The sequence below is a fragment of the Cyclobacterium xiamenense genome (assembly GCF_900109255.1).
Taxonomy (GTDB): domain Bacteria; phylum Bacteroidota; class Bacteroidia; order Cytophagales; family Cyclobacteriaceae; genus Cyclobacterium; species Cyclobacterium xiamenense.
On sequence record NZ_FNZH01000002.1, the window covers coordinates 947,299 to 971,902 of the forward strand.

Below are 24,604 nucleotides of genomic sequence, written 5' to 3' on the forward strand. Positions count from 1 at the left end.
CTTAAAATAACCTGAATCCCATGATTGAAGTAAAGACCCTCATCCGCCTGGATGAAAATTCGCGAATTCCCAAATACCAGCAAATTGTCAATTCGATAATTGAGGACATCGAAAGTTGCCAGTTGCTGGTAGGAGATAAAATCCCTTCCATCAATGAAATCAGCGAAGAGCATTACCTCTCACGGGACACCGTAGAGAAGGCCTACAATCAGCTAAAGGAAAAAAAGATCATTCTCTCGGTCAAGGGGAAGGGATACTACGTCGCCAAGAATATTTCTACGTCGAAGGTACGTGTGCTGTTTTTATTGAACAAACTCAGTAATTATAAGCTTAAGACGTACAATTCCTTCATTGATAGCATGGGTGCAGATGCGCAAGTAGATCTAACCATTTACCATTGCGATCCCAAACTGTTGATCAATATCCTGAATGAAAACCTCGGGGCCTATGATTATTACGTGCTCATGCCCCATTTTAAAGACGAGAAGCACGCGCATTACAACCTGGATGCTGAGGTGATGAACTGTCTGAAAAAACTACCTGCGGATAAGGTAGTAATCATGGACAATCAGGTACCCCAATTGGGAGAAAAGGTGGCAGCGATTTACCAGGATTTTAAAAATGACATTTACAACGCACTGTGCGAGGGCATTTTTCAGTTGCAGCATTACGAAAAGCTCATGCTTGTCTATCCCCGCGATACGGTGTATCCCTATCCAAAGGAAATACTCAAAGGATTTAAAAAGTTCTGTCAGGATTTTGATTTTGATTTTGAAATTCTGGAAACCGTCTATTCAGACATGGAATTGCGGGCCAAGGATGCGTACATCGTAATCGAAGAAAACGACCTGGTGAATTTGGTAAAACAGGTCCGGGAACAAAACTACGAATTGGGTAAAGAGATCGGGATCATTTCCTATAATGACACTCCCTTAAAAGAACTTTTGGGTATTACCGTCGTTTCCACGGATTTCAGGCTTATGGGTGAAACCGCTGCCTACATGATAAAAAAGAACAAAAAGGAATCCGTAAAAAACGTGTTTAAGTTTATCAATCGGGGCTCGGTCTAGGATGACTCTGGAGGGATTCCCTGCCTCAAGTGACCGGCTCGTCTAGTCGCCGCTGCGCACTGCGGGGGCCAAAGCATGGGTTTGTTGCTTTTTTCAAGAAATTCAAACTGTAATCAAAAATATCAACGAGCTTTTAGCTCCCAACTACCTGAGGAATCGACTCACTATGAAAAAAAATACTAGTCTGGTAGCCCGCTTAAACTCGGTCAATGAATACGAGCAACAGCCCATTCCTACCAATAAGCTAAAGGGCTGGAGGAGTTTTTTGGGAACCTATGCCGGCGAACACACCGCCGGAACGGAATTCGTCATTGGACCGCTATTTGTAGCCCATGGTGCGAGTGCCATCGATTTGGTTACCGGCTTGATTTTTGGAAACATACTGGCGGTGTTGAGTTGGGCTTTTTTGACGGCAAAAATAGCGGTAAAGACCCGGGTTACGCTGTATTATTTACTGGAGCAAATTGCGGGTAAGCGGTTTACGCTGATTTACAACCTGGTAAATGCCGGGTTGTTCTGCTTTTTGGCTGGGTCCATGATCGCTGTAGCCGCCACGGCGGTGGGCATTCCGTTTGATATGGCGATGCCGCAACTCACGGATATCTACCCCAACAACCTGGGATGGGTAGTTACCGTGTTTGCCGTCGGTACCATCACGACCATCATCGCCATGTTTGGTTTCGAACAGGTGTCGAAATTTGCCATGGTCGCGGCTCCCTGGATGATCATGGTATTCATTGCTGCAGCGTTGGCCGTCTTGCCACGGCTCGGAGTGACGGATTTGGGGTCGTTTTGGTCTGTTGCCGAAAGCACCATTTGGACCGGAGTGCCTCTGGAAGGGCAGAGTAAATTTGGATTCTGGCACATTTTGTTTTTTGCCTGGTTTTGCAACATGGCCATGCACATAGGCATGGCGGACCTCTCCTTGTTGCGCTACGCCAAAAAATGGGAGTATGGGTTTTCTTCTGCCACAGGGGTGTTTCTAGGGCATTTTATTGCCTGGATAGCCTCGGGTATTTTGTATTCCCTGTTTTTAATTGAGTCCGAAGGAAGCCTCACGTTTGCCCCGGGCCCCATCGCTTACAGCGCGGTAGGGGTGGCGGGAGCCATTTGTGTGGTCGTTGCCGGATGGACCACCGCAAACCCTACGCTGTATCGGGCAGGCCTGGCCATCCAATCCATCAATCCCCAATGGAAAACCTGGAAGGTAACCTTATTTGTAGGCTTGTTTACGACAATTGCGGCGTGTTTCCCCGCCCTGGTTATGATGCTCCTGGAATTCGTTGCGCTATACGGGCTGATCCTGATGCCCGTGGGCGCCGTCATCTTTATGGATGTGTACCTCTTGGAGAAGATGGGGCTCCAATCCAATTATGCCGCTGTGAGTGGTAGCAGCCTCAATGGTTCCGTAGCCGTCACTTGGTTGGTTACCTTGGTTTTTTGTTTGCTGCTCAATTTGGTTGCAGGGGTGGAAATATTCTTTCTCGGCTTGCCTGGGTGGTTTGTAGCCGTTTTGGTGTATGTCGTAGCCAGTAAAATCAATCAGAAAAAATGAAAAAAATCATCCTAAAACTCCTTTCTTTTATCGGCCTGGGATTAACGATCATTCCAGCCATATTGGTCTTTTCCGCAGAAATGGACACGGATACCTGCAAACAATTGATGTTTTTGGGTACCGTACTTTGGTTTGTGACGGCGCCCCTGTGGATGAATGAAAAGGACGCTGCCTCTGAAGAAGGGTAAATGAACGTGTCGTACCCAGGCCCTTCGAAATTTTTAACGGTTCGGAATTTAATTTGGGTTTGTTTATTTGGAGAGATTCCGATTGTAAAATTTTTATTGTAAGTCGATTTCATTAAATTGATCCTCCACCGAGAAATAGGGTCTCCCAACCATGAAATTCAAGGACTTACGCATTTGGATTTTTATTTTTGGCGGCATGCTGCTGATCGGTGCCTACCTGTACCAGCATTCCAAAACGAACCAGAAGCAACTGGAAACTCAGGGAATCAAGGCAGTCCACCTTGCCAGGCAAAATTTTGTCGAAGCTTTTTATAATTACCACGTTCAATTAGAAGGGTTTTTCAAGCGAAATTTCTACAACTGGGCTGGACCTGAGAAGCACCGTGCGGCTTCCCGCATGGTTCAACTAATTGATAGCAAATCAAGATTTGGAATCAAGGGGATCAAGTCGTTTGAAATGGATCCCACTCACGACCGGTCGGTTCTCCATCATCGGGGGATTTCACTGGCAAAGAAAGATTCTTTGTATGTAATCGGTGTCAAGGGCTTTCGCTTTTTCCTGGACGAGCGAACGCGGCAGGGGACGCTTCCGGAATTGAGCGCTGAACTTCTGGCGCGTAGCCTCAAAGAAAAGCTGGGAGTCAGGCTGGAGCAAGATTCCCTGTTCGGCAGGGCCTTCGAAGTGGACCACGAGCTTCCGGTGCATGCCTTGATGGAAAATAACCTGCAGAGTTTCTTTTTTGACCGGATGTTTGTGTTGGATAGTTCCGGTACGGCCATTTACCCACGGGATGTCGCCGGATTGACTGTGGTTCCGCTGGATTCCCTCGGTGGGCGTCGGTCGGTGGGCGAGCAAAAACTCAGCCTACAACTCTCTGGCAATGAATACCAGGGTTTTTTGTCGCCGGCAATCATTGGTAATAACGTATTTTATCTTTTGGGAATCAAAGAAAAAGCCCAATTTGAGCGGGTAGCACTCCGCATCGATTTCAGACTCTTGAGTACCTTTCTCACCTTATTGCTGCTGGTTTTCGTTTCCATTCCGATTATCAGCGTTTTCAACCTGGGTGACGGCGATGTGCTAACGAAAAAACGAGTGATGGGATTGGGACTTTCGTTGATCCTGGTGATGTTGATCCTTGGTTTTTTTTCCTTTTCCCTGGTGCAAAATTACCGCAGCATCTCACCGGCGGATGACTACGTGCGGGATTTAAAGCAGGCTTTTTCTGACGAAATAGATGGTCTTATAGAAAACCTGGGGCGGTTTAGCAGGGAACTCCGCACCCACAATGGAGCTGCAAATTGGGCAGATTCTTTGAATCCCGATAAAAATGCCAATGAATTTCTGGAATTTGATGGTTCAGGAAAAATCCTTAACATGCTCATTCCTGATGCCGATGCGGTAGATGGAACCATTGATTTTGGCGATTTTCCCTTTGTATCCATTGCAAACAGGGATTACGTACAGGAACGACCCAAGGAGCCGGAAAAACACTTTATTAGCGCACATTTCTCCAAATCCACTGGCAACCTGGAGGGGGTAATCAGTAAAAGCCAGGGAGAAATTGGCTATGCGTTGACTTTTCGTTTGGATTCGTTGGCGCCAAAAATCAGTAGGAATCAGCGCTTTTTCGTTTTCAAGCCGGATGGAAAAGTGCTTTTGAAAAGCCAGAAGGTAAATATTCCCATCAATTACCTGCAGGAAGGAATAGGTGCTGAAAAGTGGGATGAGATCAAGACGCTCATCGAAAACAACCGCCATGCCGGAGAAAGTCAGGTATGGAAAACGCCTATCTATGTCAACGGTTACGAATACGAGGCGCTGCTTAGCCGAATACCTTCCGGGCAATTCGTCGCTGAAAACTGGCTACTCTACCTGGAAAATAAAAACCTGCAGCACTCCCTTCACTCCCTTTCCTCCCTGGAGGCGTTGACCGTTTTTATCCCTTACGTATTGGTGTTGGTACTACTGGCACTTTTAACCCTGGTCACCAGCAAATCAAGTATTTACCTCGCATATACTCCCTTTTCCTTTGAGTGGTACAGTCCTTCTCCAACCAAGCGAAACAAATTTCTTTGGCTTAATTTGGTATTGTTTCTGGATCTTTTGCTCTTTGTCGCTGTCTACTTGTTTTTGCCACTGAGTATTTTCAAAATTTTCCTTTGGTCGGCCCTGTTTGCCATCCAATCGGGTACCTGCAATTTTCTACTGCTTTCCAGTTCCCCGAAGGTCCGGCACTTGAAAAATAGCACTGCCTTTTCCATCGCTTCGGTGCTGCTTTGGCTGCTTGCCGCTTACCTGTTGCTTCAGCTGTCCTGGTTGCAATCGATAGATTTTCACCTGTTTTTGACCTTGTTTTTCTTGCTCTTACTTGGGCTATTACAAGTCCTGTGTTTTCGCCTTGCACGTGTACGTGAACTGCCTTCGCTTGCTCCGGGTAGCTGGAAAGGACATGCCGGATTACAACGGATACACCAACGGCTTAGTGACTTTTGGAACCGTCTCACCGGAGTGCCCGTTGATAAACGGGTCTATGCCCTGAATTTTCTGTTATGGCTACTGATAATCGGGTTTTTGCCGGGATATTTTATCCACAGACAGATTTTCAGCCAGGAGCGTTTCATCTGGAACGTGGTGGAACAAGACGAGCCGTACCAATTGGATGTGCCCAAGGAATCCAATAACAAGGTTTATTTTGGTTTGATCAAGGTGCATGAAGAATTTAGGCGAACCAACTTTGGCAGGTTTTCCAACCACGAAGATGAATTGATTCGCAATTTTGTGGCACCCCCACACGAGGTCATGGTGCAAGCTTTTCATATGCCGCCAAACTTTAGCTTCAAAGAATTCCTATCCACGAGAGGTTTTCTGCAAATGTTGAAAGGGAATCTCCTGGTTTTGGTTGGGTTGGCCGTGGTACTGATCTGGTTTTTTCAGATGATCATGCGCCTCGGAAATAAAATCTACCTTATCGACTACCATTTTACTCATGGTATAGCCTTGCTCCCCGAACGTTCCCGCAAGCAGCAGAAAAGCTTTATTATCGGGGTGGATGCTGCCCAGAGCAGGAACTGGATCCTCAGGCAGTTTGGCCTGTCCGAGCATCAGGTGTTGCGGGTAAATGCGGTTTCGGTCCCGACAGAAATGCCCGATCCGGAACCCCTGCATCAGGCGGTAGTTTTTGAAAATATTCATTGCCTGGAAGGAGCCGACGGCCTGCTGGAGGCCGTAAGGACGTTTCAACACGTTTACAATGACAAAAACCGGTGGCTTTTCGTTACCTCTGGAAAGCCACTACAGGAGATCATCCAGCCCAATACCGCCCGATCAAAGCGCCTGCTGATCACGGAGATTTTCTCTGACTTTCTCTTCCAATACGTCCCATTGGATTTTGAAAGCAGTTCCATCTCGCTCCCGTTTCCCGGTCAGGCGTGGGAATCAATGGACAAAACGGAGCGGGAGGTGTTAAAGATGCAGGTCGGCAGCAGGCTATTCAACGACGAGAAAACGCAGGAGTTAGCCGCTGAAATTTCCTGCAGTCCTCATGCAGCCGTGATCGCTACCCTCATTACGGAGGAGCTTTCCAGAGATCCGCTGGATGAACCGCTCTCTCAGGAGCGTTATGAAAAGTGCATTTTGTCCATCCAACGGTACAACAAAGCCTATTTTATGAATATATGGGCCGAATTGAGCCTGAAGGAACGCAAGATGGTGTACAATTATGCCAAAGAAGGGTTCATCAATTTTTTTAATAAGGAAACCATGACAGCGCTGATCCAAAAGGGCATTATCAAAATGAATGCGGAACGGGACCGACTGGTATTGTTTAGCAATAGCTTTCGGAATTTCGTCTGCCTTTTTGTGAGTGACGCTGACGTGGAACGATTCAAACAAGACGAACGGAAATCAGGCAACGCCAAAATGATACAAGCGGCCGTGTTTAGCTTTGTATTGATTTCCATCGCCTTGATCAGTTTTTACGACCCCACCATTCTGAACGAAACATCGGCCTACATCAGTGGATTACTGGGATTGATGGGGACCGTGTACAGTTTACTTGCCAAAGGGTTTTCCAAGGCTCCGGAAATGGATCAACCGTAGATTGCTTCTTATTTTGGTATTGTTCTTGTTAAGGTACGGTCCACAGGGCATCCTCACCGTAGTGTATTTGGCAGGAAATTTAACAAAAAGGATATTATTCTGAACTGTTTGGTGTACGGTACCATTTGTTGCAAAAAAATACAAAAATGATTGCGTTATTTTATTCGATTCGATACATTTGAAAATGCGATACGTTTTTATTGACCTTAAATACCACAATATGGGATAAAACTCTACGTTATTTAAACATCAGTTTTATGAGTAAAAGGGTAGGACCTAAAGACAGTGAGTTAATCTCACAATACAGAAATGGAAGTGAGCTTGCTTTTGAAAGGCTGGTTGACAAGTACAAAAACAAGGTGTACACGACCATTTTGATGATAGTGAAGGAGCAGGGAGTGGCAGAAGATTTATTGCAGGATGTATTCGTAAAAGTAGTACAGACACTCAACTCTGATCGGTATAACGAAGAGGGAAAATTCCATCCCTGGATCATGCGTATAGCCCACAACCTGGCGATCGACCATTTCCGGAAAGTGAAGCGGCACCCCATGGTGGTGATGGAAGACGGATCAAATGTGTTTAATACCCTGCATTTTGCGGAAGAAAATGTGGAGGAGATCAAGGTAAAGGATGAAACCTATGCATTGGTTAGGCAGTTGATCGAAGAGCTTCCCGAGAGTCAAAAGCAGGTATTGATCATGCGGCATTACATGGATTTGAGTTTTCAGGAAATTGCCGAGCAGACGGGTGTTAGTATCAATACCGCCCTTGGGCGCATGCGGTATGCGCTGATCAATTTAAGGAAAAAACTAAAACAAATAAATATCGCCTATGACCAAATCTTTTACCCAAAGTGATCTGATACGGTATCTTTATCAGGAAATGACGGAGGAGGAAAGTGAACAAGTGGTACAAGCCCTGCGACACCAACCATTTTTGATGCAAGAGTACATGGACTTGTTGGACACCCTGGAAAACTTGAATCACCTAGTAGTAGAACCCTCCGAAAGCATCGTAAACGCCATTAAGAAAAAGGCCCGGTCTCAAGGACTGGAAAAAGTGTAACACCAACAAAAAAGATTATTTCCTATCCACGGCTTTCTGTGGGTAGGATTTTTTATTTCTGTGGTTTCAATCGAAAAGATGTAGTAGTTTCGGGCATATAGAAATCACCTTGAACGACAGCGGATATGTTAAAAAAAGAAAGGTATCGGGCCTTCGTTGCACATTTCACGGAAAATATGCCCGTGGCAGAAACAGAACTTCACTACGAGACACCCTATCAGTTGCTGCTGGCAGTCGTTTTGAGTGCCCAATGTACCGATAAGCGCATCAACATGGTTACTCCGGCTCTTTTCCGGGATTTTCCCACCCCGGCTCACCTGGCAGCCAGTGATTTTGACCAATTATTTCCCTACCTGCGGTCGGTTTCCTATCCCAATAACAAAACCCGCCATTTGCTTGGATTGGGAAAGATGCTTGTGGAAGAATTCGACGGAGAGGTGCCTGAAACGGTCGAAGCGTTGGTTAAGCTACCCGGAGTAGGTAGAAAAACGGCCAATGTCATCACCAGTGTCATTTGGAACCAACCCAATATGGCGGTGGATACACATGTTTTTAGGGTTTCCAAACGACTGGGCCTGGTGCCCCAAAGTGCCAAAACTCCACTTGAAGTAGAAAAACACCTGATTCGTCACCTTCCCAGCAAAGTGGTTCATAAAGCACATCATTGGCTAATCCTTCACGGACGGTATACCTGCGTTGCCCGGAGTCCCAAATGTGAGGCCTGTAGCATCACGTCTATTTGCCGCTACTACGAGAAAAACGGGGGGTCGTTGGCAATGGGAAAGCCTTCCGTTTCCAAATCCGTAAAAAAATAGCATGTGTGGGGTACACCTGCTGCTGACCTTTCCTCAACGGAACAAGGAAGCCATACAAGCCATGACCCAAACTTGTCGGCACCGGGGCCCGGACCATACGGCCTGGTCGCAGGTGGCGCCGGGAGTCTACCTCGGGGCTAACCGGCTAAAAATACTGGATCTACACGATCGGGCCAATCAGCCGCTGGTTTACAGGGCGGCCCAGGCCCACTTGGCCTGGAATGGCTTCCTCTACAATTACCAGGATCTTAGAAATGAATTGCTCCAGGAAGGGGTGCATTTTGAAACTGCTTCGGACGGTGAAGTATTGCTTCACTGGCTGATTCGCAAAGGGGCAGCCGGAGTCGGTAGGCTACAGGGAATGTATGCCTTTGCCTTCGTCGATGGGAAGAACGAACGGGTCCTGGTGGCCCGGGACCCGCTGGGCGTAAAATCGCTGTACTACGCGCAGGAGAAGGGCGTGTTGCTTTGCTCTTCTGAACTTCGATGCCTGCGACGATCCGGCTTGGTACCTGGCCACTTGAATGAAGCCCAGATAGTACCTTATATGTATCTGCGCCATGCCTTGCCTTCCCATTCCTTCCTCAGGGGGGTGCAGGAATTGCTCCCCGGAGAACTGAGGACCTGGGACCTTCAGGGCAAGCCTCTGGGTTCGACACAAATCCCCTTCAAAGCAGCGGGTCCAAAGCCTGCAGAGACCGGTGAAAACGCCGAAGAGTTGTTAACGGATGCTGTATTGAAGCAAGTCCACGCCGATGTCCCAGCAGGATTGATTTTAAGTGGAGGAGCAGACAGCTCCCTGATTTACCACCTTTGGAACAAACACGGTGGAGGGGCGGTGCCGACATTTACCGTTGGATTTCAACGGCCTTACCGCCGGGCTTTTGCTGACGCGGATTTTGCCGCGAGGTTGGTGGCAGGCAAGCGGGCGTTTCACCAGGAAATTACCATTTCTCCGGATTGGTTTCTGGAAACCTGGCCCGACTACATCCGGGAATTGGATGTGCCGGTTGGCGATGCGGCGAGCTACCTTACCTGGGCGGTGGCCAAAAAAGCCCGAAATACGGTGAAGATCCTACTAAGTGGGGCTGGAGCGGATGAGTTATTTGCCGGATACAATCGCCATGCAGCGTACAAGAGGTACCTGGCAAACCCCGTTTTCTGGAACCGGGCCGCATCGGTAGGCAAAAGGTTCCCGGTGGGTGGAAGGAGGCTTCGGCAGTTTTTGGGGGGAATTCACCCCGATCCAATTAGAACCTTTATGAATTTTGCGGGGCTTTACCCCTTGCCGGATAGCCTGGCCACTGAGCTTAGCGGTTTGTATCCGAAAGAGGATGGACCGTTTACCAATGCCCTGGCATGGGACAAAAAGGTATATTTGGTGCATGATTTGCTGAAAATTCATGACAACGCTTGTATGGCACATGGGATTGAAGGCAGGGTCCCTTTTCTGGATTGGCAAGTGGTGGACTGGAGCCTTCGGAGAAGCGAAGCGGATAGACGGAATGCCGCCCCCAAACACTGGATCAAATCTTTGTTAAGACAGGAAGGGCTGGCGGCGCATGCCAGGCGAACGAAATTTGGGTTTGGCCTGCCACTGAAAGAATGGCTGCAGGGCCATGCTGGATTTCGGAATCGCGTTGTGCCTTCCGTCATCCATTTTGGTCGTCGATTTGAGGAGGTTCTTCCGAGCGAATGGAAACCGCTAACGCGTCACCCGGAAAAACACCTGGGCAACCACTATTTGCTCTTGTACAACCTATTTCTTTTGAACGATTGGATCGAAGAAAATCAGCTATGAAGCTCTGTTACATCCATCAGTATTACCTTAAGCCCGAGGAGGGTGGAGCCATCCGCTCTTACCACCTGGCCCAGGGCATAACCGCTGCAGGGGTAGAAGTAACTGTGGTCACCGCGCACAACCGACCGGATTACGAAGTCCGGTGGGACGGAAAAGTTCAGGTACACCTTTTACCGGTGCCTTACGACAACAACTTTTCTGCCTTTCGGCGGCTGTGGGCGTTTGCTGCCTTTGTACGCGCTGCAAAAAAGTTGCTTGGTCGCATGCCTTTGCCTGACTTGTTGTACATTACATCCACCCCGCTCTCAACCGGGCTCATAGGTACCTGGGCCCGGCGAAAATGGGGTATTCCTTTTGTTTTTGAAGTCCGGGATCTATGGCCCAAAGCTCCCATTGCGATCAAAAGTATCCGCAATTCCCTGTTGAAAAAGGTCTTGTACAAGATGGAGGAAACCATTTACCGGAAGGCCTGGAAAATCGTCGCCCTCTCTCCTGGGATGCAGCGGTACATTCAACAGAAAGTTTCGCAACAACCGGTAGTCCTTATTCCAAATTTTGCAGACCTGGATTTTTTTCAGGTCCAGAAGGATCGGTACCCGAACAGGCAATTTGACCAACAGCCCCTGACGTTTTTGTATGCCGGGGCAATAGGAGAAGTAAATGGACTGCTGCAGTACCTGGATTTGGCAGAAGCTGCAAAGAGGAAAGGAAAGAATTGGTTGTTTCAGCTCATGGGCAAAGGGAAATGGCTGCCTGCACTAAAAGAGGAGGCAGCTAAAAGAGGATTGAGCCGCGTGGAATTCATTCCTTTCGGAAATAAAGCGGAAGTACGAGAGCGGATGCAAGCTGCCGACATAGCTTATATTTCCTTTCTTCGGCTCCGGGTTTTGGAAGTTAGCAGTCCCAATAAATTTTTTGATGCCCTGGCCATGGGTATGCCGGTTCTGATCAATTTCAAGGGTTGGATCAACGATTTGGTCAGCGCTCATGACCTGGGCTGGTACCAGGGCGAGCAGCCATATGAAACCCTGCTGGAGGCCTTGGAGGCGCTGGAACATTGCCCGGAGGCATTGGCGCGGAAGGGGAAAAATGCCCGATCCCTGGCAGAGCGCTCTTTTGCGAAGGACAGGGCCGTCGCTTCGCTATTGGATGTAGTCGAATTTTGCCAAAACAAGGACCGAACCGGCTTAGCGCGGTTTGTATCCCGATAATTTAAAGATTTCCCGGGCGTCTTGCTGCTGCATCAACTCGGAGAGGCTCAGGTTATTATTGTTCCGGTAGTCGTCCACGATATTCCATCCCAGCCACCGGCCGATTCTCCCGGGTGCATCCGGACTTATGACATCCGTGAAGGGAGCCTCGCCAACATACCGTCTGATTTCAAAGGCATTGGTTTCATACAACAATTCGTTTTCGATAAAATGGCCCCAAATCATTTCTTCATTGGCATAGCTTCCGATGACTTCCTTTTTCTCATAGCCAATGATGTACTCGTCTGGCGTGCAGGGAAGGATGGTTTTGGCGAAATGGTAGGCTTTGCCGTAAAATATCATTTCCGCCAGAAGTGTGCGATCCCCCAAATCGGTCTGATTAAATTGGGAGGAAATTGCCGTCACAATCGTAGGAATCAGGTGTTCCTCGGTATACCGCTTTACAATGTATTGCGGCAGTTCTAGCGGCTGAAAGCGATGGTCCTCCGGTAGAAAATAGTCGAGTCCTATGATGATAATGTCTTCCTCGACAATCAAGTCGGTACCAAAGCCGGTCACAAACGTATATACCTCGGGAACCTTGAATTCTGGGAAATGAAACAAAATACCTCGAAAGGCGTCCTCCAAAGACTCCTCAATCTCGGCAACGGTGTCAAAATGAATGGCTACTTCCTCGTACAATTCCTGCATGCCGCTATCGCTGTGGATGAGTAATAGCTCTGTTTTCAGTTGTGCCTCGTTTTCAAAGCCCATGTTTCCAAACATAGCCGAGGAAAACTCGGGATAGTTTTCGAGGTGTTCGGTCAGTTTTTCTTCCGTTAAATCCTCAAAAAACAGTTGTTCCATCCGGTGTAGGCGCACCTCAACCGGGATCTCCAAATAGGAATCTGGAAGGGTGCAGGGTTCGTTCGAATTCCCGCAACTAGAAAAAACCAGGAAAACGAATCCCAGGGATAGTCCATACGCACTTCTTGTCATAGCTGCAAAGATAAGACATTGCTGCAAAGGAATGGCTAGTTGACAAGGACAGGACCTCGTTTTTATAGGAATATGGTTAAGAAGAGGTTGATAAAATCCGAAAAAAGTTCCGGTAACTGTCTATACATTGATTTTTGTTTATATAAAATAGTATTTTATTTACTTATAAGTGACTTTTATTTTTTGCAGCCAAACTATCTGCCTGTTTAGTTGTTCGTTACCTGTATTACGTTTTAACTAAACCAATATTTATTATGGAACTAAACCTAAAGAGAACGCAGAAATTAATGAGCCTGTTCCTCGCAGCAGCGCTTTTATTTTCATTCGGTTGTTCGGATGACGACCCGGCGCCGATGCCACCCGAGGAGGAAAGCATCATTGACATAGCTTCCGGTAACACGAACTTTTCAACTTTGGTAGCCGCCATTCAGCGGGCTGATCTGGTAAATGCGCTAAATGCTGCCGGACCATTTACGGTGTTTGCTCCTACCAATCAAGCATTCACCGACGCAGGTATTACCGATGTTAACGCTGTTCCTGTAGAACAACTCCGAGATATTCTATTGTACCATGTACTAAATGGAAGGGTGATGGGCAGTCAGGTGAGCACAGGAGAGGTACCTACCCTGCTTGAAGGATTTAACCTCAACGTTGTTGTCGATGGAGGCACCATCACCATCAACGATGATATTACCGTTATCACACAAGATCTGTCTGCATCCAATGGTGTCATACACGCGATTGATGGGATTCTTATGCCGGAAGAGGAAAGCAACACCATCGCTGATATTGTGATGGGGGATGAGGATTTCTCCACGCTGCTCGCAGCGGTTTTGGCTGCTGACCTGGACGAAACGCTATTGGAGCAGGGGCCTTTCACCGTATTTGCCCCTACGAATGCGGCCTTGGAAGCTTACCTTACAGACAATGGGTTGACAGCAGAGCAGCTTTTGCAGTCGCCTGATTTGGCCTCCATATTGACTTACCATGTGGTAGATGGAGAAGTGCCTGCATCTGCAGTAGTTGCTGGAAGTGTTCCCAGTCTTTCGGGAGTTCCGTTTTATGTGAGCATTGATCCCGATGATAACGTTTGGATAAACGGCAACACCCAGGTCGTTAACACAGATATTGAGGCGGACAATGGCATAATCCATGTGATCGACTATGTCATTACACCTCCTACACAATCCATCGCTGAGATTGCGGTAGGATTTTCACAGGCAGAAACACCTGAATTTACGCAATTGGTCGGTGCGCTGACCAGGGCAAATTTGGTAGACGCGGTCAGCGGTGGAGTGGACGATAACCTCACTGTATTTGCGCCTACGGATGCCGCGTTCGAAGCACTCTACGAGGCCTTGGAGGTAGATGGATACGAAGACATTCCGCTGGAAACGTTAACGGCAGTTCTTACTTACCACGTGGTTCCTGCAAGGGCTTTCTCTCAGGACTTACGGGAAGGAGCCAATTTGCCTACCTTGCTTGAGGGAGAAGAGTTGTCTGTTAATCTGGCAAATCTGGAAATCAACACTTCCGGGCTCGTTCCGGACTTGTTGAACGTACACGCTACCAATGGGGTCATTCACGTCATCGACGAAGTATTGGTACCATAAATTGGATATTGGGTTTTTTTGTGGAAAAACAGGTGCCATGTCGGTGCCTGTTTTTTTTATTCCCGGATTTCATGCCGGATCATTGGCATTTGCGCTTCCCTTATTTTTCATTTAAAAAAATACCTGCGTACTTTTTCTCTTCCGCTTTAATCTCCAAACATCCGTTCCAAAAAGAAAGGAATACGTATCTTTACGGGTGCTTTTCGGATTTTTCTAAATCCATGCTGGATAACCCCGTGGAATACTGCCTGTGGGTAACCTGGCGAAGCTGTGTATCAACGTTAAAATCAGCCGCATGATTTGTTTTAGGCATGTAAACCCGTACCGATTATTTTTTATTGGAATGATGCTTCTGCTGCCTTTCCTGCTGCAGGCACAATCGCTTCAGGATATCTCGTCCCTCGACGTTGATGAGTTATCGGATCAACAATTGCAGGTACTAATGAACAGGGCCATGGAAGCGGGGCTTTCGGAGGCCGAGTTGTTACAAATGGCTCAGGTAAGGGGAGTACCGGCAGCTGAGATAGAGAAACTGAAAGAACGGTTGGAGGGGATGGTTTTTGGCCTTACGGATGGGAAAAGTTCCGGAGCACGTCAGGGAAAACGGGAACCCCGGAGGCAACTGGACTTCAATGAAATAACCCGGGGAATTATTCCCTCTCCGGAAGATGTCGGGACAGACCTGGCAGAAGAGCATCCGATTTTTGGGATGGATCTTTTTTACAGTAAAAACCGGCGATTGACTTTTGAACCGAGCGTCAATATGGCAACACCGAGAACGTACATTTTGGGTCCAGGGGATGAGGTATACATCGATATTTACGGGCAATCGGAGCGGTATTACGAAGCATCGGTCACACCAGAGGGCCAACTAATTCTGGAAAACATTGGACCCATTTCTGTCTCTGGACTTACCCTGGAAGAAGCCACGCAGGTTGTGCAGAACCGCCTTTCTGCCTTTTACACAGGTCTTGGCGGAAGCAGGCCGACCTCCTTCTTGCAACTGAACTTGGGCAATGTACGCACCATTAAAGTAAATTTGGTCGGTGAAGTCCGGCTGCCCGGCACGTTTACTCTCAGTGCGTTTAGCACGGTCTTTAATGCCCTGTATGCGGCCGGGGGTCCCAATCAAAACGGGAGTATGAGGCGTGTTCGGTTGATAAGGAGTGGTAAAGAAATTGCGGAAATTGATATTTATGATTTCCTAACAAATGGAGATCCCAGCATGAACGACATGCTGCAGGATCAGGACATCATTTTGGTTCCTCCCTATTTAGGTAGGGTTACCGTAGAAGGGGCCGTCAAGCGGCCCAAAATATTTGAAGTGAAAGAAGACGAGACTTTCGCCGATGTGTTGTCCTTTGCCGGAGGCTTTACCGATCAGGCATTCAGGGATAAGGTAAACGTCGAGCGGATTACCGATAAACAGCGATCGGTATCGGATATTTACAACGACCAGTTTCACATGTTTTTGGTAAAGGGGGGTGACCGCTTCGAGGTGGGGGAAGTGCTGGACCGGTACACCAACCGTATTCAAATAAAAGGAGCTGTTTTCAGGCCGGGAAATTACGCCTATCAGGAGGGGTTGACCCTGACCCAACTCTTGGAAAAGGCAGAGGGCCTTCGGGGAGAAGCGTACAGCAAGCGCATACAAATTTTGCGAACCAACGAAGACCTAAGTACCCGCATGTTGCAGGTAAACCTCGAAGAAATCCGGAATGGCAACGAACCGGATATTCTCCTAAAGCGGGAAGACCTGATCCGGATACCGTCCATTTATGAGCTACGGGAAGAACAATATGTAAAAATAGCCGGAGAAGTAGTTCACCCGGGCACCTATCCTTATTCCGAGGAGATGACTCCGGAGGACCTGATATTGATGGCAGGCGGGTTGAAAGAAGCGGCGTCCGAAGCCAGTGTGGAACTCGCCAGACGGGCCTCGGATGTTGAAGGGAGGGAGTTTTCACAAATCATCCCAATCCCCATCAGCCGGGACCTGAGTTTGCCCGAAAAGCCCATTGAACTGCGTCCCTTTGATCAGCTGACTGTCCGAAGAAAAACCAATTTTGGCCTGGAGCGAATGGCCAGTATCGAAGGACAGGTGAATTCACCGGGAACCTTTGCCATTCAGCATGCCGAGGAAAGAATATCCGACTTGATTAATCGCGCCGGCGGACTGACGGCCTTTGCCTATGCCAAAGGGGCCCGATTGATTCGGCGTACCGAATTCTACAAAACCGAATCAGAGGGCATGCGCAACGAGCGAAGCCTCCTCAACCTTTTGGAACGGATCAATCGGGAGGAACTGGACCCGACGGAATCGCAGCAGGAATTGATTGAGCGGATAAGCAACTATCTGTTTGAAAACCCCGATTCTGCGCGTACCGACTTGGAGGAGCGGGTAATTCAGGCCAGGGAAAACCTGCTGAATGAAATCTCAGAATCCCGCGAAAACGTGGCGCCGATTAAAATCAGGGAAACGGAAGCGATTGCGATTGACCTGGAAGCGATCCTGGCCAATCCAGGTTCCAAGTACGATTTGATTGTGGAGGAAGGTGATATTTTAAGCGTCCCGCGTCAATTGCAAACGGTACGGTTGCGGGGCGACGTGATCTATCCCACCACTGTCCGGCACGAAGATTTCCGATCCATGTCCTATTACATCAACCGCGCTGGAGGCTTTGCGACGCGTGCAAAAAAGGGGCGCACCTACGTGGTTTATGCGAATGGGCAGGTAGCGCGCACGAGAAATTTCGTCTTATTTAATGTGTATCCCAAGGTGGAACCGGGATCGGAGATCATTGTACCTACCAAGGGTCCCAGACTCCCCGTTCGGCCCGGAGATTTGGTCGGTATCACCACTGGGCTGGCTACCCTTGCCCTGGTAATCACCCAACTACTCAATTGATGCAACAGCAAAACCAACATATTCTCGATGACAAACTAACCTTCGGAGAACTCGTGGAAAGGTTGTATCAATGGCTTTTTGTGTTTCTTCGAAAATGGAGATTTCTGGCAGCAATGGTGCTACTAGGCGCGCTGTTGGGAGTAGCCGTAGCGCTGCTAAAAAAGCCGGTTTACTATGCGGATACTACTTTTGTGCTGGAACAGTCCGAGATGGGAGGTTTGGGGAACATCTCCGGGATTGCCTCCATGTTGGGACTAAACCTGGGATCCGTCGGTTCCGAAAGCGGCTTGTTTAAGGGAGACAATATTTTGGAATTGTACCGATCGGATGCCATGCTCTCCCTGGCGCTACTGGCTCCATTTGACACTGCAGGCGAAAGCCAGCTTTTGGTGGAACGGTACATCCGTTTTCATGAACTGGATGAAAAATGGAAACGAAAGGTCGATTTCGAATCCCTCAATTTTAGCCTTCCGAGGCAGCGTTTTTCGGTACAACAGGACAGTGTGCTTCGGGAAGTGGTAAAGGAGATTCGAAAAGTGAGCCTGTTGGTGGATAAGCCCGATCGAAAGCTTAACATTATCAAGGTCACCGTCGCGTCAAAAGACGAAGACTTTGCGAAACGTTTCAATGAGACGCTCGTCGAGACGGTAAATGACTTTTACCTCAAAACCAAAACCAAAAAAACGGCTGAAAATCTTTCCGTATTGCAGCAGCAGGCAGATAGTGTGCGTACCGTTCTGGATGAAAAGATCCAGCAACTGGCGCGTTTTCAGGACAAGAACCCAAATCCCAACCCGCTGCTGCAGGAAGGCATGGTGGCATCCAGAAGCCTGCAAATAGATATACAGGCGTCAGCCGCCGTGTACCAGGAAATTGTCACCAATCTGGAAATTGCCAAAATCAACCATCGGAACAATACACCGCTAATCCAGATCATTGATCAGCCGCGATACCCTCTCGAGCGTTCTGAGATAAAATTGATAACCGGTATACTGCTCGGGGCAATTATTTTCTTTCTCCTGGGACTGGCATTCGTATACCTTCAGACTTTGTTTTACCGGCATTTCAAGCAGTAGCCTGCCCGGTCTTTTATGCGCGAAATCATTCATCGGCTGCCATTTTTCAATCTTTTACGACACAAGTCCATCAGGAATTTTGGCTTTCTCTTCCTGATCCAATCCTCCAACATCCTTGTTTCCCTCCTGGCCATGCCCGTTCTTATCCGGGCCATCGGTGTGGCAGAGTTTGGTCTGGTAAACCTTTCCTTTTCCGTAATTCTGGCTTTTAATGTGCTGGTAAGTTATGGGTACAACTTGAGCGGTCCACGAAATATAGCCCTGGGCGAGGCAGATCCGGAGCAAGTAAGCAAAGCTTTTTCCGAAGTAATTGGAAGTAAATGCCTGCTGGCACTGATTGCGCTTGCAGGTATTTTTGTTTTGGGGCTGGGGTTCGGTTTTTTTAGCGACTACTGGGTTATTTTGGCCTGGTCTACGCTATTGTTGCTGAGTGAGGCTACCACGACGGTTTGGTTTTTTCAGGGAAAGGAGAGCCTCCACTGGGCTTCCCTGGCAAATGTTTTTGCAAAGTTGATGTACCTTGGTCTGATTCTTCGCCTGGTAGAGGATCCCTCGCAAAGTTACCTGGCCAATTTTTTTCTGGGTGGAACGGCCTTTTTAACAAACATTGGCTTACTGCTCTACATCCATTTTGGATTGAAAATTCGCTTTCGCTGGCCTAGAGTGGGTGTTATATGGCAATCCTGGAGAGATAACCTGCTGCTTTTTTTCTCAGGGATGACTGCCCATCTTGCCGTTAACGGAGGGGTGATCGTACTGAGTTTTTTCGCTACTGCACAGGTATTGGGCCTGTACGGAATGGCAGAACGGGTGGCAATGGTTCTGCGAATAGCGCCCACCTTGATTACCCAGGCAGCCTATCCGAGAGCAAGTGTTCTTTTCTATTCCGATGCAGCTGGTTTTTATGCGTTTATACGGAAGGTCCAGTGGGCCTCCTTGCTTTTGGGCGGGGGAATAAGCGTATTGGTCCATGTTTTCGCCCCGATGATTATTCAGTTGGTCGCAGGGAGAAGCCACAGCGAAGCCGTTGCCATTTTAAAAATACTCGCTTTTTTGCCTTTTTTTGCGGGGCTTAATATTGGCAATATGCTGATCATACTGGTGACCGACCAAAAGAAAATACTCTTCCACGCAACCTGGGGATTCGGGCTGTACATGCTGGGTGCTTCGGTTTTGCTGACGACCTTTTTTGGCAGCCCGGGCTTGGCCGTAGCCTTGCTGTCTACCGAACTGGTGGTGTACCTGCTGACCACGTTTTTGTTGTGGAAAAACCAGCCGCAGATTTTAACCAATCATTACCGTGCATTCTTCAATCGCCATCGTTCTTCTTAATTGGAATGGTTGGGCATTTACCCGTCCTTGCCTGGAATCGTTACGTCTTTCCGGATTTGCAATGGAGCATATTATTGTGGTCGATAATGGCTCAGAAGACGGATCAGCGGACGAGATTCAACGTAGCTTTCCAACCGTTCAGCTAATTCGGAATCCAATAAATACGGGATTTACCGGAGGCAATAATGCAGGCATACAGGCCGCTTCTGCGCAAGGCTATGCGTTTGTGCTGCTACTCAACAACGACACGGAAGTCAGCGCGGGTTTTTGGAAACCACTGCTCGAGGAAATGGACAGGTATCCGGATACCGGAGCAGTGCAGCCCCTGATCTATTTTCTTCACGACAAAACCAAAATCTGGAATGCAGGCGGTAGGTACCTATCCTGGCTGGGAATTTCCCAAACCAGCTATAGTCTGCCGGGTAAGGCCCCCTATTCTACCGACTGGATTACCGGCTGCGCCTTCCTGGTCCGGTCCGCGGTATTGGAAGAAGTTGGGCTATTGGACGAGCGGTATTTTGCGTATTTTGAGGACGTAGATTGGTCGCTTCGGATTAGAAAGCGGGGGTACAGATTGAAGGTGGTTCCGGAATCGGTTATATTTCACGAGGCTGGTGCCGCCTCCAAAACCAAACAACCGGGAAAGGAGGGCTTTTTGAATCCAACGATTCATTACTTGAATGTACGCAACCAGCTCTTTCACCTAAGAAAATATGGGAGGCATCCGGTTAACTGGTTGTCCTGGCCGTTCCATCTGATTAAATTTGGCCTGTTCATGGGGTATTTCACCTTGAGAGGCAGAACAGCCAAGCGGAAGGCGGTACTTTCCGGCATAATCGATGGATTGAAATTTTCAGTAAACGAAGCGAAATGATCGGTACGATATTATTTCTTCTGGTACTCCTCTACGTGCTGCTGCTGGTCGTAATCACCGTCAGAAAGATCGTGTTTCAGGGAAAATGGGAATTTATCATCGTTTTCATGATCCTTTATTTGCCGTTTTACATCTCGATCCTGAGCATTGTCTACCAGGCGACTGGATCGGAGATCGTTGTGGGGCTTTTTCAATACCTGAAAGAGCTGCTTTTGCTGCTGGCGTTTCTTGGTTTTTTCCTCTACCAAAGAGATTTTTGGCACTATCCTTTTCGCTTGAATACCGTGGATGTGGTGCTTCTGGCTTTTTTTGGATTGGCTACTTTGTATTTGTTTTTGCCCCTGGGGGAGGCCTTGTTTCTAAATAAGTTGCTTTACTTAAAAAACACCTTACTGATCGGTGCATTCTATTTTCTTGGCCGAAATACCCGGTTGGCGGGAGAACAACTGGACCGGGTTTTTGGATGGGTAATGCTCATTGCCGTCGGCGCCTTTGCTTTGAATTGTCTGGAAAAAGTAATGGGGGTCCATTTTCAACAATGGACAGGCTATGCGCTGTTTAATTTTGCGGTAAACGGCATCGAACCTTCCGGAAATTATGGGCTTTCCTGGACCTTTGAAACCCAAACCACCGGAATGCGCCTGGCCTCGTTTTTTTCCGATCCGCTGGAAATGGCCAGTTCGAGCTTGCTGGCCTTTGCAACGGGCTTGATTTGGTTCCTCACTAAAAAACGAGAAGAAAGTGGCTTTTACCTGTTTGTAATGCTTGCTGCGGTAGGGAGTTTGTTTTTTTCTGCCTCCCGCGCTGCTTTTGGGGCCTTTTTTGCCATGCTGTTTTTTATTGCGCTGGTTTTCAGACTATACCGCCTGTTGCTTATGGGGGTGTTTCTGCTGTTTGGCTTTGTTGTGTACGTAGTGTATTTTGCCTCCGAGGATTTTTATTATTTTGTGTACGATACGCTGACGTTTCAGAACGCCTCGAGTCTTGGACACGCGGTAGAGTGGTTTTTGGCATTGGATGCCATGGTGGCAAATCCGGAGGGAATCGGTCTTGCCATGAGTGGCAACACCGGAAGTGTGGAGGACGATGTCCGGGTGGGTGGCGAAAACCAGTTTCTGATTTACGGGGTACAATTGGGTGTTCTCGGAATGCTCCTGTACATCGGGGCATTGGCCCTGGGGATCGTAAAATCCCTACAGGTGTTTAGGCACACCGAAAATGTCTCCGATGCGCGGGTGGCATTTGTGGCGGCCAGTACCAAATTCGGATTGTTGCTCCCCTTGTTTACGGCGAATGCAGAACTGTATGCCTACGTTTCTCTTGTTTCCTGGTGGGCGATTGGGTACAGTCTCTCGGTATACAACAGGCTCTTGCCCTCCGTTAAACGTTCCTCCTACCTTTCTGCTCCTTCATGAAAAGCAGGCCAAAAATAGTTCTCGTGGATGTGTTTTACCTTCACCTGGCACAGACCGGAATAAAGACCTATACCGATAGCCTTCTTGGGCAGATTGCTTCGTATCTGGGATCCGATTTTCACTTTGTCGTGTACCCCTCTCCGGAGAAAATCAGAAAGGGCACTTTTTTTAAAGGTAAGACGCCTCGTTGGAAAAATTGGTTGTTTCAAGGAAGGTATTTCCTTCACAAACTGGTAATACTGCCCTGGCAAAGCATTCGCTTTCGCGCCGATCTGGTTTTTTGTCCCGATATACTTCCTCCGCTTTGGTCGAAGGGGCGGCGCGTGGTGGTGATACACGATGCATTTTTCTGGGAAAGCCCGGAGCACTATCATCCCCTATGGCGGAAAATTTACCTTTGTTTTTTAGAAGCGGGAATTCAGCGTGGAGCTCGGGTACTTACTGTCAGTGAATATGCAAGAAACCGCATTGAATTCTTTCTAAAAACACCCGAACCCATAACGGCCATCCCCACCGGTCTGGATGCCGGTCCCCGGCAGGAGTCCGGAACTGAGATTTCTCCGGTTGATTCCCCGTATTTTTTACATGTAGGTGTGATGGAGCACCGAAAAAACCTCGTGACACTGGTACAGGCGTTTGCGGTTTTCGTCCGGGATTACGGGCAACATTTTAGATTGGTGCTGGTGGGAGCACGCGGGCCAAGGCCTACGTTGGATGCCTACGACGGGGTACTTCAGGAAATCGACCGCCTGGACCTGGCGGGGAAGGTGCTGTTACCGGGCTACCTGAGTAAAAGCGATCTGAACAGGTATTTTCGGTTTGCATTGGCCTACGTATTTCCATCAAAAAATGAAGGATTTGGGTTACCTGTATTGGAGGCATTTTCCGTTGACTTGCCCGTAATCATCGGTCCTCAGGGAGCGCTTAAGGAAGTGGGTGGCTCCGGAGTCCTGGTCAGTGACAGCTATGCCCCGGAGGACTTCGCAGCGGCCATGGGACGGTTGGCAAACGACCCGGCAATGAGGTCGAAGCTGGCCTCGATTGGGAGAGAACGACTTCAGGCGTTTACCGGGGAAAAGTTTTTTCTATCTTTACAGGCGTATTTTACTAAACTCTTGCATGGCGACTAGGTTAGGAAAGTTGATTTCGACCATTTCCGGAATGGATTTTTCGGACCGGTTTGGGCCCGGGTGGGACCACTTGTCTGCTTTTTCGGTTTTGGCCAGAATGGGTATTTGGTGGCTCCGCGGTTTGGGGCTCCGATGGCGGATGAAATCGGCTCAGGGAATGTTACTCATCGGCAAAGGTGTTACCATCCGGCAGGCGAGTTATTTTCGTGTAGGGAAGAATTTTGTGGCACAGGATCAATGCGAGATCAATTGTCTTTCGCGTAGGGGCATCGTCTTTGGTGATAAGGTGACCGTGGGTAGTTTTGCCCTCATCCGGCCGACCAATTTGTACGGGGGCGAGCCGGGCGAGGGGCTGCGTGTGGGGGACAATTCCAGCATTGGTCCCTATGCCTACATTGGTTGTTCCGGGTACATCGAAATCGGCGCCAACGTCATGATATCCCCACGGGTTAGTATCTATTCCGAAAACCATGTCTTCGAATCCACGAGCCTACCCATGATCGATCAGGGGGTGCGGCGTTCGTTTGTCACGATTGAGGACGATTGTTGGATCGCCTCGCATGCGGTGATATTGGCGGGAGTGACGGTAGGAAAGGGGTCCGTAGTAGCTGCAGGCAGCATCGTCACCAAGGATGTTCCCCCATACAGTGTAGTTGGGGGAAATCCGGCAAGGATTCTTAAAAGCAGGAAAGAGGAATGAAATCCGCATCGCTCAAAAATTGGAAGGAGTGGGGAAAAAAAGACCCCTACTACGGTGTATTATCGGAGGAAAAATTTCGCATGCAGCACCTTTCCGAACAGGCATTAACGGAGTTTTTTGAAACGGGAGAAGCGTTTGTCGCACAAAGCAGAAAAAGAATTCAGGACCGATTTGGGCTGGATATTGCGAAGGGAAGCATTCTGGACTTTGGATGCGGTGTGGGAAGGCTGGCCATTCCCTTTGCCCGCATCACGCAAAAGGAGGTGTGGGGCTTGGATATTTCGGAGGACATCATTGTCAGGGCAAAGGCGCACGCAGCGGCCCAGGGTCTGGAGCATCTTCACTTTTCCGCCTACGATGGTGCGCGTATCGCCAACATTCCGGTAGTTGATTTTGTGAACGCCTACATCGTCTTCCAACACATTGAACCGAAGCAAGGCATGAAGTTGATGCGGGATTTGCTGGAGCACACCCGGCATGGAGGGGTTTTTCAGGTGCAGGTAACCTATGGGCATTGTTTGCCTCGACGGGTATATGCTCATTTTTATCTCAGAACCCGATTTCCCCTGTATAATTATTTGTATTCTTCCCTAAAGCACCGCAGGTTTTGTCGGGAGCCAGTCATGCAAATGAACCACTATTCACCCGAGAAATTGTTTGCCTTGTTTGCCGCGTATTCGGACGAGGTGCACGTGGAGTTTACCAACCATGGCGGCCACCTTGGGGCCTTTTATACACTCAAAAAAAAACAATCTCCGTAATGCCCTG

General features: G+C 48.4%; 19 protein-coding genes. 18 read left to right on the top strand and 1 reads right to left on the bottom strand.

The window, feature by feature from the left end; genetic code table 11:
- Window positions 1-20 precede the first annotated feature (20 nt).
- The 9 genes from BMW71_RS08755 (at window position 21) to BMW71_RS08795 (ending at window position 11,810) form a co-directional block, all read left to right on the top strand.
- A complete protein-coding gene (locus tag BMW71_RS08755; protein WP_092172242.1) occupies window positions 21-1,070 on the top strand; it encodes a GntR family transcriptional regulator in 1,050 nt (349 codons plus the stop codon).
- A 166-nt stretch (window positions 1,071-1,236) separates the two neighbouring features.
- Window positions 1,237-2,625: a purine-cytosine permease family protein gene (locus BMW71_RS08760; RefSeq protein ID WP_092172245.1), complete on the top strand. Its 1,389-nt coding sequence runs from the start codon at window positions 1,237-1,239 to the stop codon at window positions 2,623-2,625.
- Complete coding sequence (locus tag BMW71_RS08765) at window positions 2,622-2,813, top strand: hypothetical protein (protein ID WP_092172248.1); 192 nt, start codon at window positions 2,622-2,624, stop codon at window positions 2,811-2,813. The genes BMW71_RS08760 and BMW71_RS08765 overlap by 4 nt, the downstream gene beginning before the upstream one ends.
- Window positions 2,814-2,964: 151 nt before the next feature.
- Entirely contained in the window at window positions 2,965-6,915 is a 3,951-nt protein-coding gene (locus tag BMW71_RS08770; protein ID WP_092172251.1) for a hypothetical protein, read from the top strand.
- 257 nt (window positions 6,916-7,172) lie between these two features.
- A complete protein-coding gene (locus tag BMW71_RS08775) occupies window positions 7,173-7,775 on the top strand; it encodes an RNA polymerase sigma factor (RefSeq protein WP_092172254.1) in 603 nt (200 codons plus the stop codon).
- On the top strand, window positions 7,750-7,983 hold the full coding sequence (locus BMW71_RS08780) for an anti-sigma factor (protein ID WP_092172257.1): 234 nt from the start codon (window positions 7,750-7,752) through the stop codon (window positions 7,981-7,983). Before BMW71_RS08775 ends, BMW71_RS08780 begins: the two co-directional genes overlap by 26 nt.
- Window positions 7,984-8,108: 125 nt before the next feature.
- On the top strand, window positions 8,109-8,798 hold the full coding sequence (gene nth / locus BMW71_RS08785; RefSeq protein WP_092172259.1) for an endonuclease III: 690 nt from the start codon (window positions 8,109-8,111) through the stop codon (window positions 8,796-8,798).
- Window position 8,799: 1 nt separating this feature from the next.
- Complete coding sequence (asnB, locus tag BMW71_RS08790; protein ID WP_092172262.1) at window positions 8,800-10,599, top strand: asparagine synthase (glutamine-hydrolyzing); 1,800 nt, start codon at window positions 8,800-8,802, stop codon at window positions 10,597-10,599.
- The gene (locus tag BMW71_RS08795) at window positions 10,596-11,810 is read left to right on the top strand and encodes a glycosyltransferase family 4 protein (protein WP_092172264.1); all 1,215 of its coding nucleotides are present in this window, start codon (window positions 10,596-10,598) and stop codon (window positions 11,808-11,810) included. The genes asnB and BMW71_RS08795 overlap by 4 nt, the downstream gene beginning before the upstream one ends.
- On the opposite strand, the gene gldB is transcribed toward BMW71_RS08795, so the two are convergent.
- A complete protein-coding gene (gene gldB / locus BMW71_RS08800; RefSeq protein WP_092172267.1) occupies window positions 11,787-12,788 on the bottom strand; it encodes a gliding motility lipoprotein GldB in 1,002 nt (333 codons plus the stop codon). The two genes, BMW71_RS08795 and gldB, sit on opposite strands and share 24 nt — an antisense overlap.
- A 254-nt stretch (window positions 12,789-13,042) precedes the next feature.
- Here gldB and BMW71_RS08805 point away from each other — a divergent pair, with 254 nt between their 5' ends.
- From BMW71_RS08805 to BMW71_RS08845, 9 genes are all read left to right on the top strand, one after another.
- Window positions 13,043-14,401, top strand: a complete 1,359-nt coding sequence (locus tag BMW71_RS08805; protein ID WP_092172270.1) for a fasciclin domain-containing protein — start codon at window positions 13,043-13,045, stop codon at window positions 14,399-14,401.
- 343 nt (window positions 14,402-14,744) lie between these two features.
- Complete coding sequence (locus BMW71_RS08810; protein ID WP_244891122.1) at window positions 14,745-17,309, top strand: SLBB domain-containing protein; 2,565 nt, start codon at window positions 14,745-14,747, stop codon at window positions 17,307-17,309.
- A complete protein-coding gene (locus BMW71_RS08815) occupies window positions 17,309-18,385 on the top strand; it encodes a GumC domain-containing protein (RefSeq protein ID WP_092172273.1) in 1,077 nt (358 codons plus the stop codon). The genes BMW71_RS08810 and BMW71_RS08815 overlap by 1 nt, the downstream gene beginning before the upstream one ends.
- Window positions 18,386-18,400: 15 nt before the next feature.
- Window positions 18,401-19,717: an oligosaccharide flippase family protein gene (locus BMW71_RS08820; protein WP_092172276.1), complete on the top strand. Its 1,317-nt coding sequence runs from the start codon at window positions 18,401-18,403 to the stop codon at window positions 19,715-19,717.
- On the top strand, window positions 19,686-20,591 hold the full coding sequence (locus BMW71_RS08825; RefSeq protein ID WP_092172279.1) for a glycosyltransferase family 2 protein: 906 nt from the start codon (window positions 19,686-19,688) through the stop codon (window positions 20,589-20,591). Before BMW71_RS08820 ends, BMW71_RS08825 begins: the two co-directional genes overlap by 32 nt.
- A complete protein-coding gene (locus tag BMW71_RS08830; protein WP_092172282.1) occupies window positions 20,588-22,006 on the top strand; it encodes a hypothetical protein in 1,419 nt (472 codons plus the stop codon). Before BMW71_RS08825 ends, BMW71_RS08830 begins: the two co-directional genes overlap by 4 nt.
- Window positions 22,003-23,136 carry a glycosyltransferase family 4 protein gene (locus BMW71_RS08835; protein ID WP_092172286.1) on the top strand — a complete coding sequence of 378 codons (1,134 nt, stop codon included), beginning with the start codon at window positions 22,003-22,005 and terminating at the stop codon, window positions 23,134-23,136. The genes BMW71_RS08830 and BMW71_RS08835 overlap by 4 nt, the downstream gene beginning before the upstream one ends.
- Window positions 23,126-23,836 carry an acyltransferase gene (locus tag BMW71_RS08840; RefSeq protein WP_092172289.1) on the top strand — a complete coding sequence of 237 codons (711 nt, stop codon included), beginning with the start codon at window positions 23,126-23,128 and terminating at the stop codon, window positions 23,834-23,836. Before BMW71_RS08835 ends, BMW71_RS08840 begins: the two co-directional genes overlap by 11 nt.
- The gene (locus BMW71_RS08845) at window positions 23,833-24,597 is read left to right on the top strand and encodes a class I SAM-dependent methyltransferase (RefSeq protein ID WP_092172292.1); all 765 of its coding nucleotides are present in this window, start codon (window positions 23,833-23,835) and stop codon (window positions 24,595-24,597) included. Before BMW71_RS08840 ends, BMW71_RS08845 begins: the two co-directional genes overlap by 4 nt.
- Window positions 24,598-24,604 lie beyond the last annotated feature (7 nt).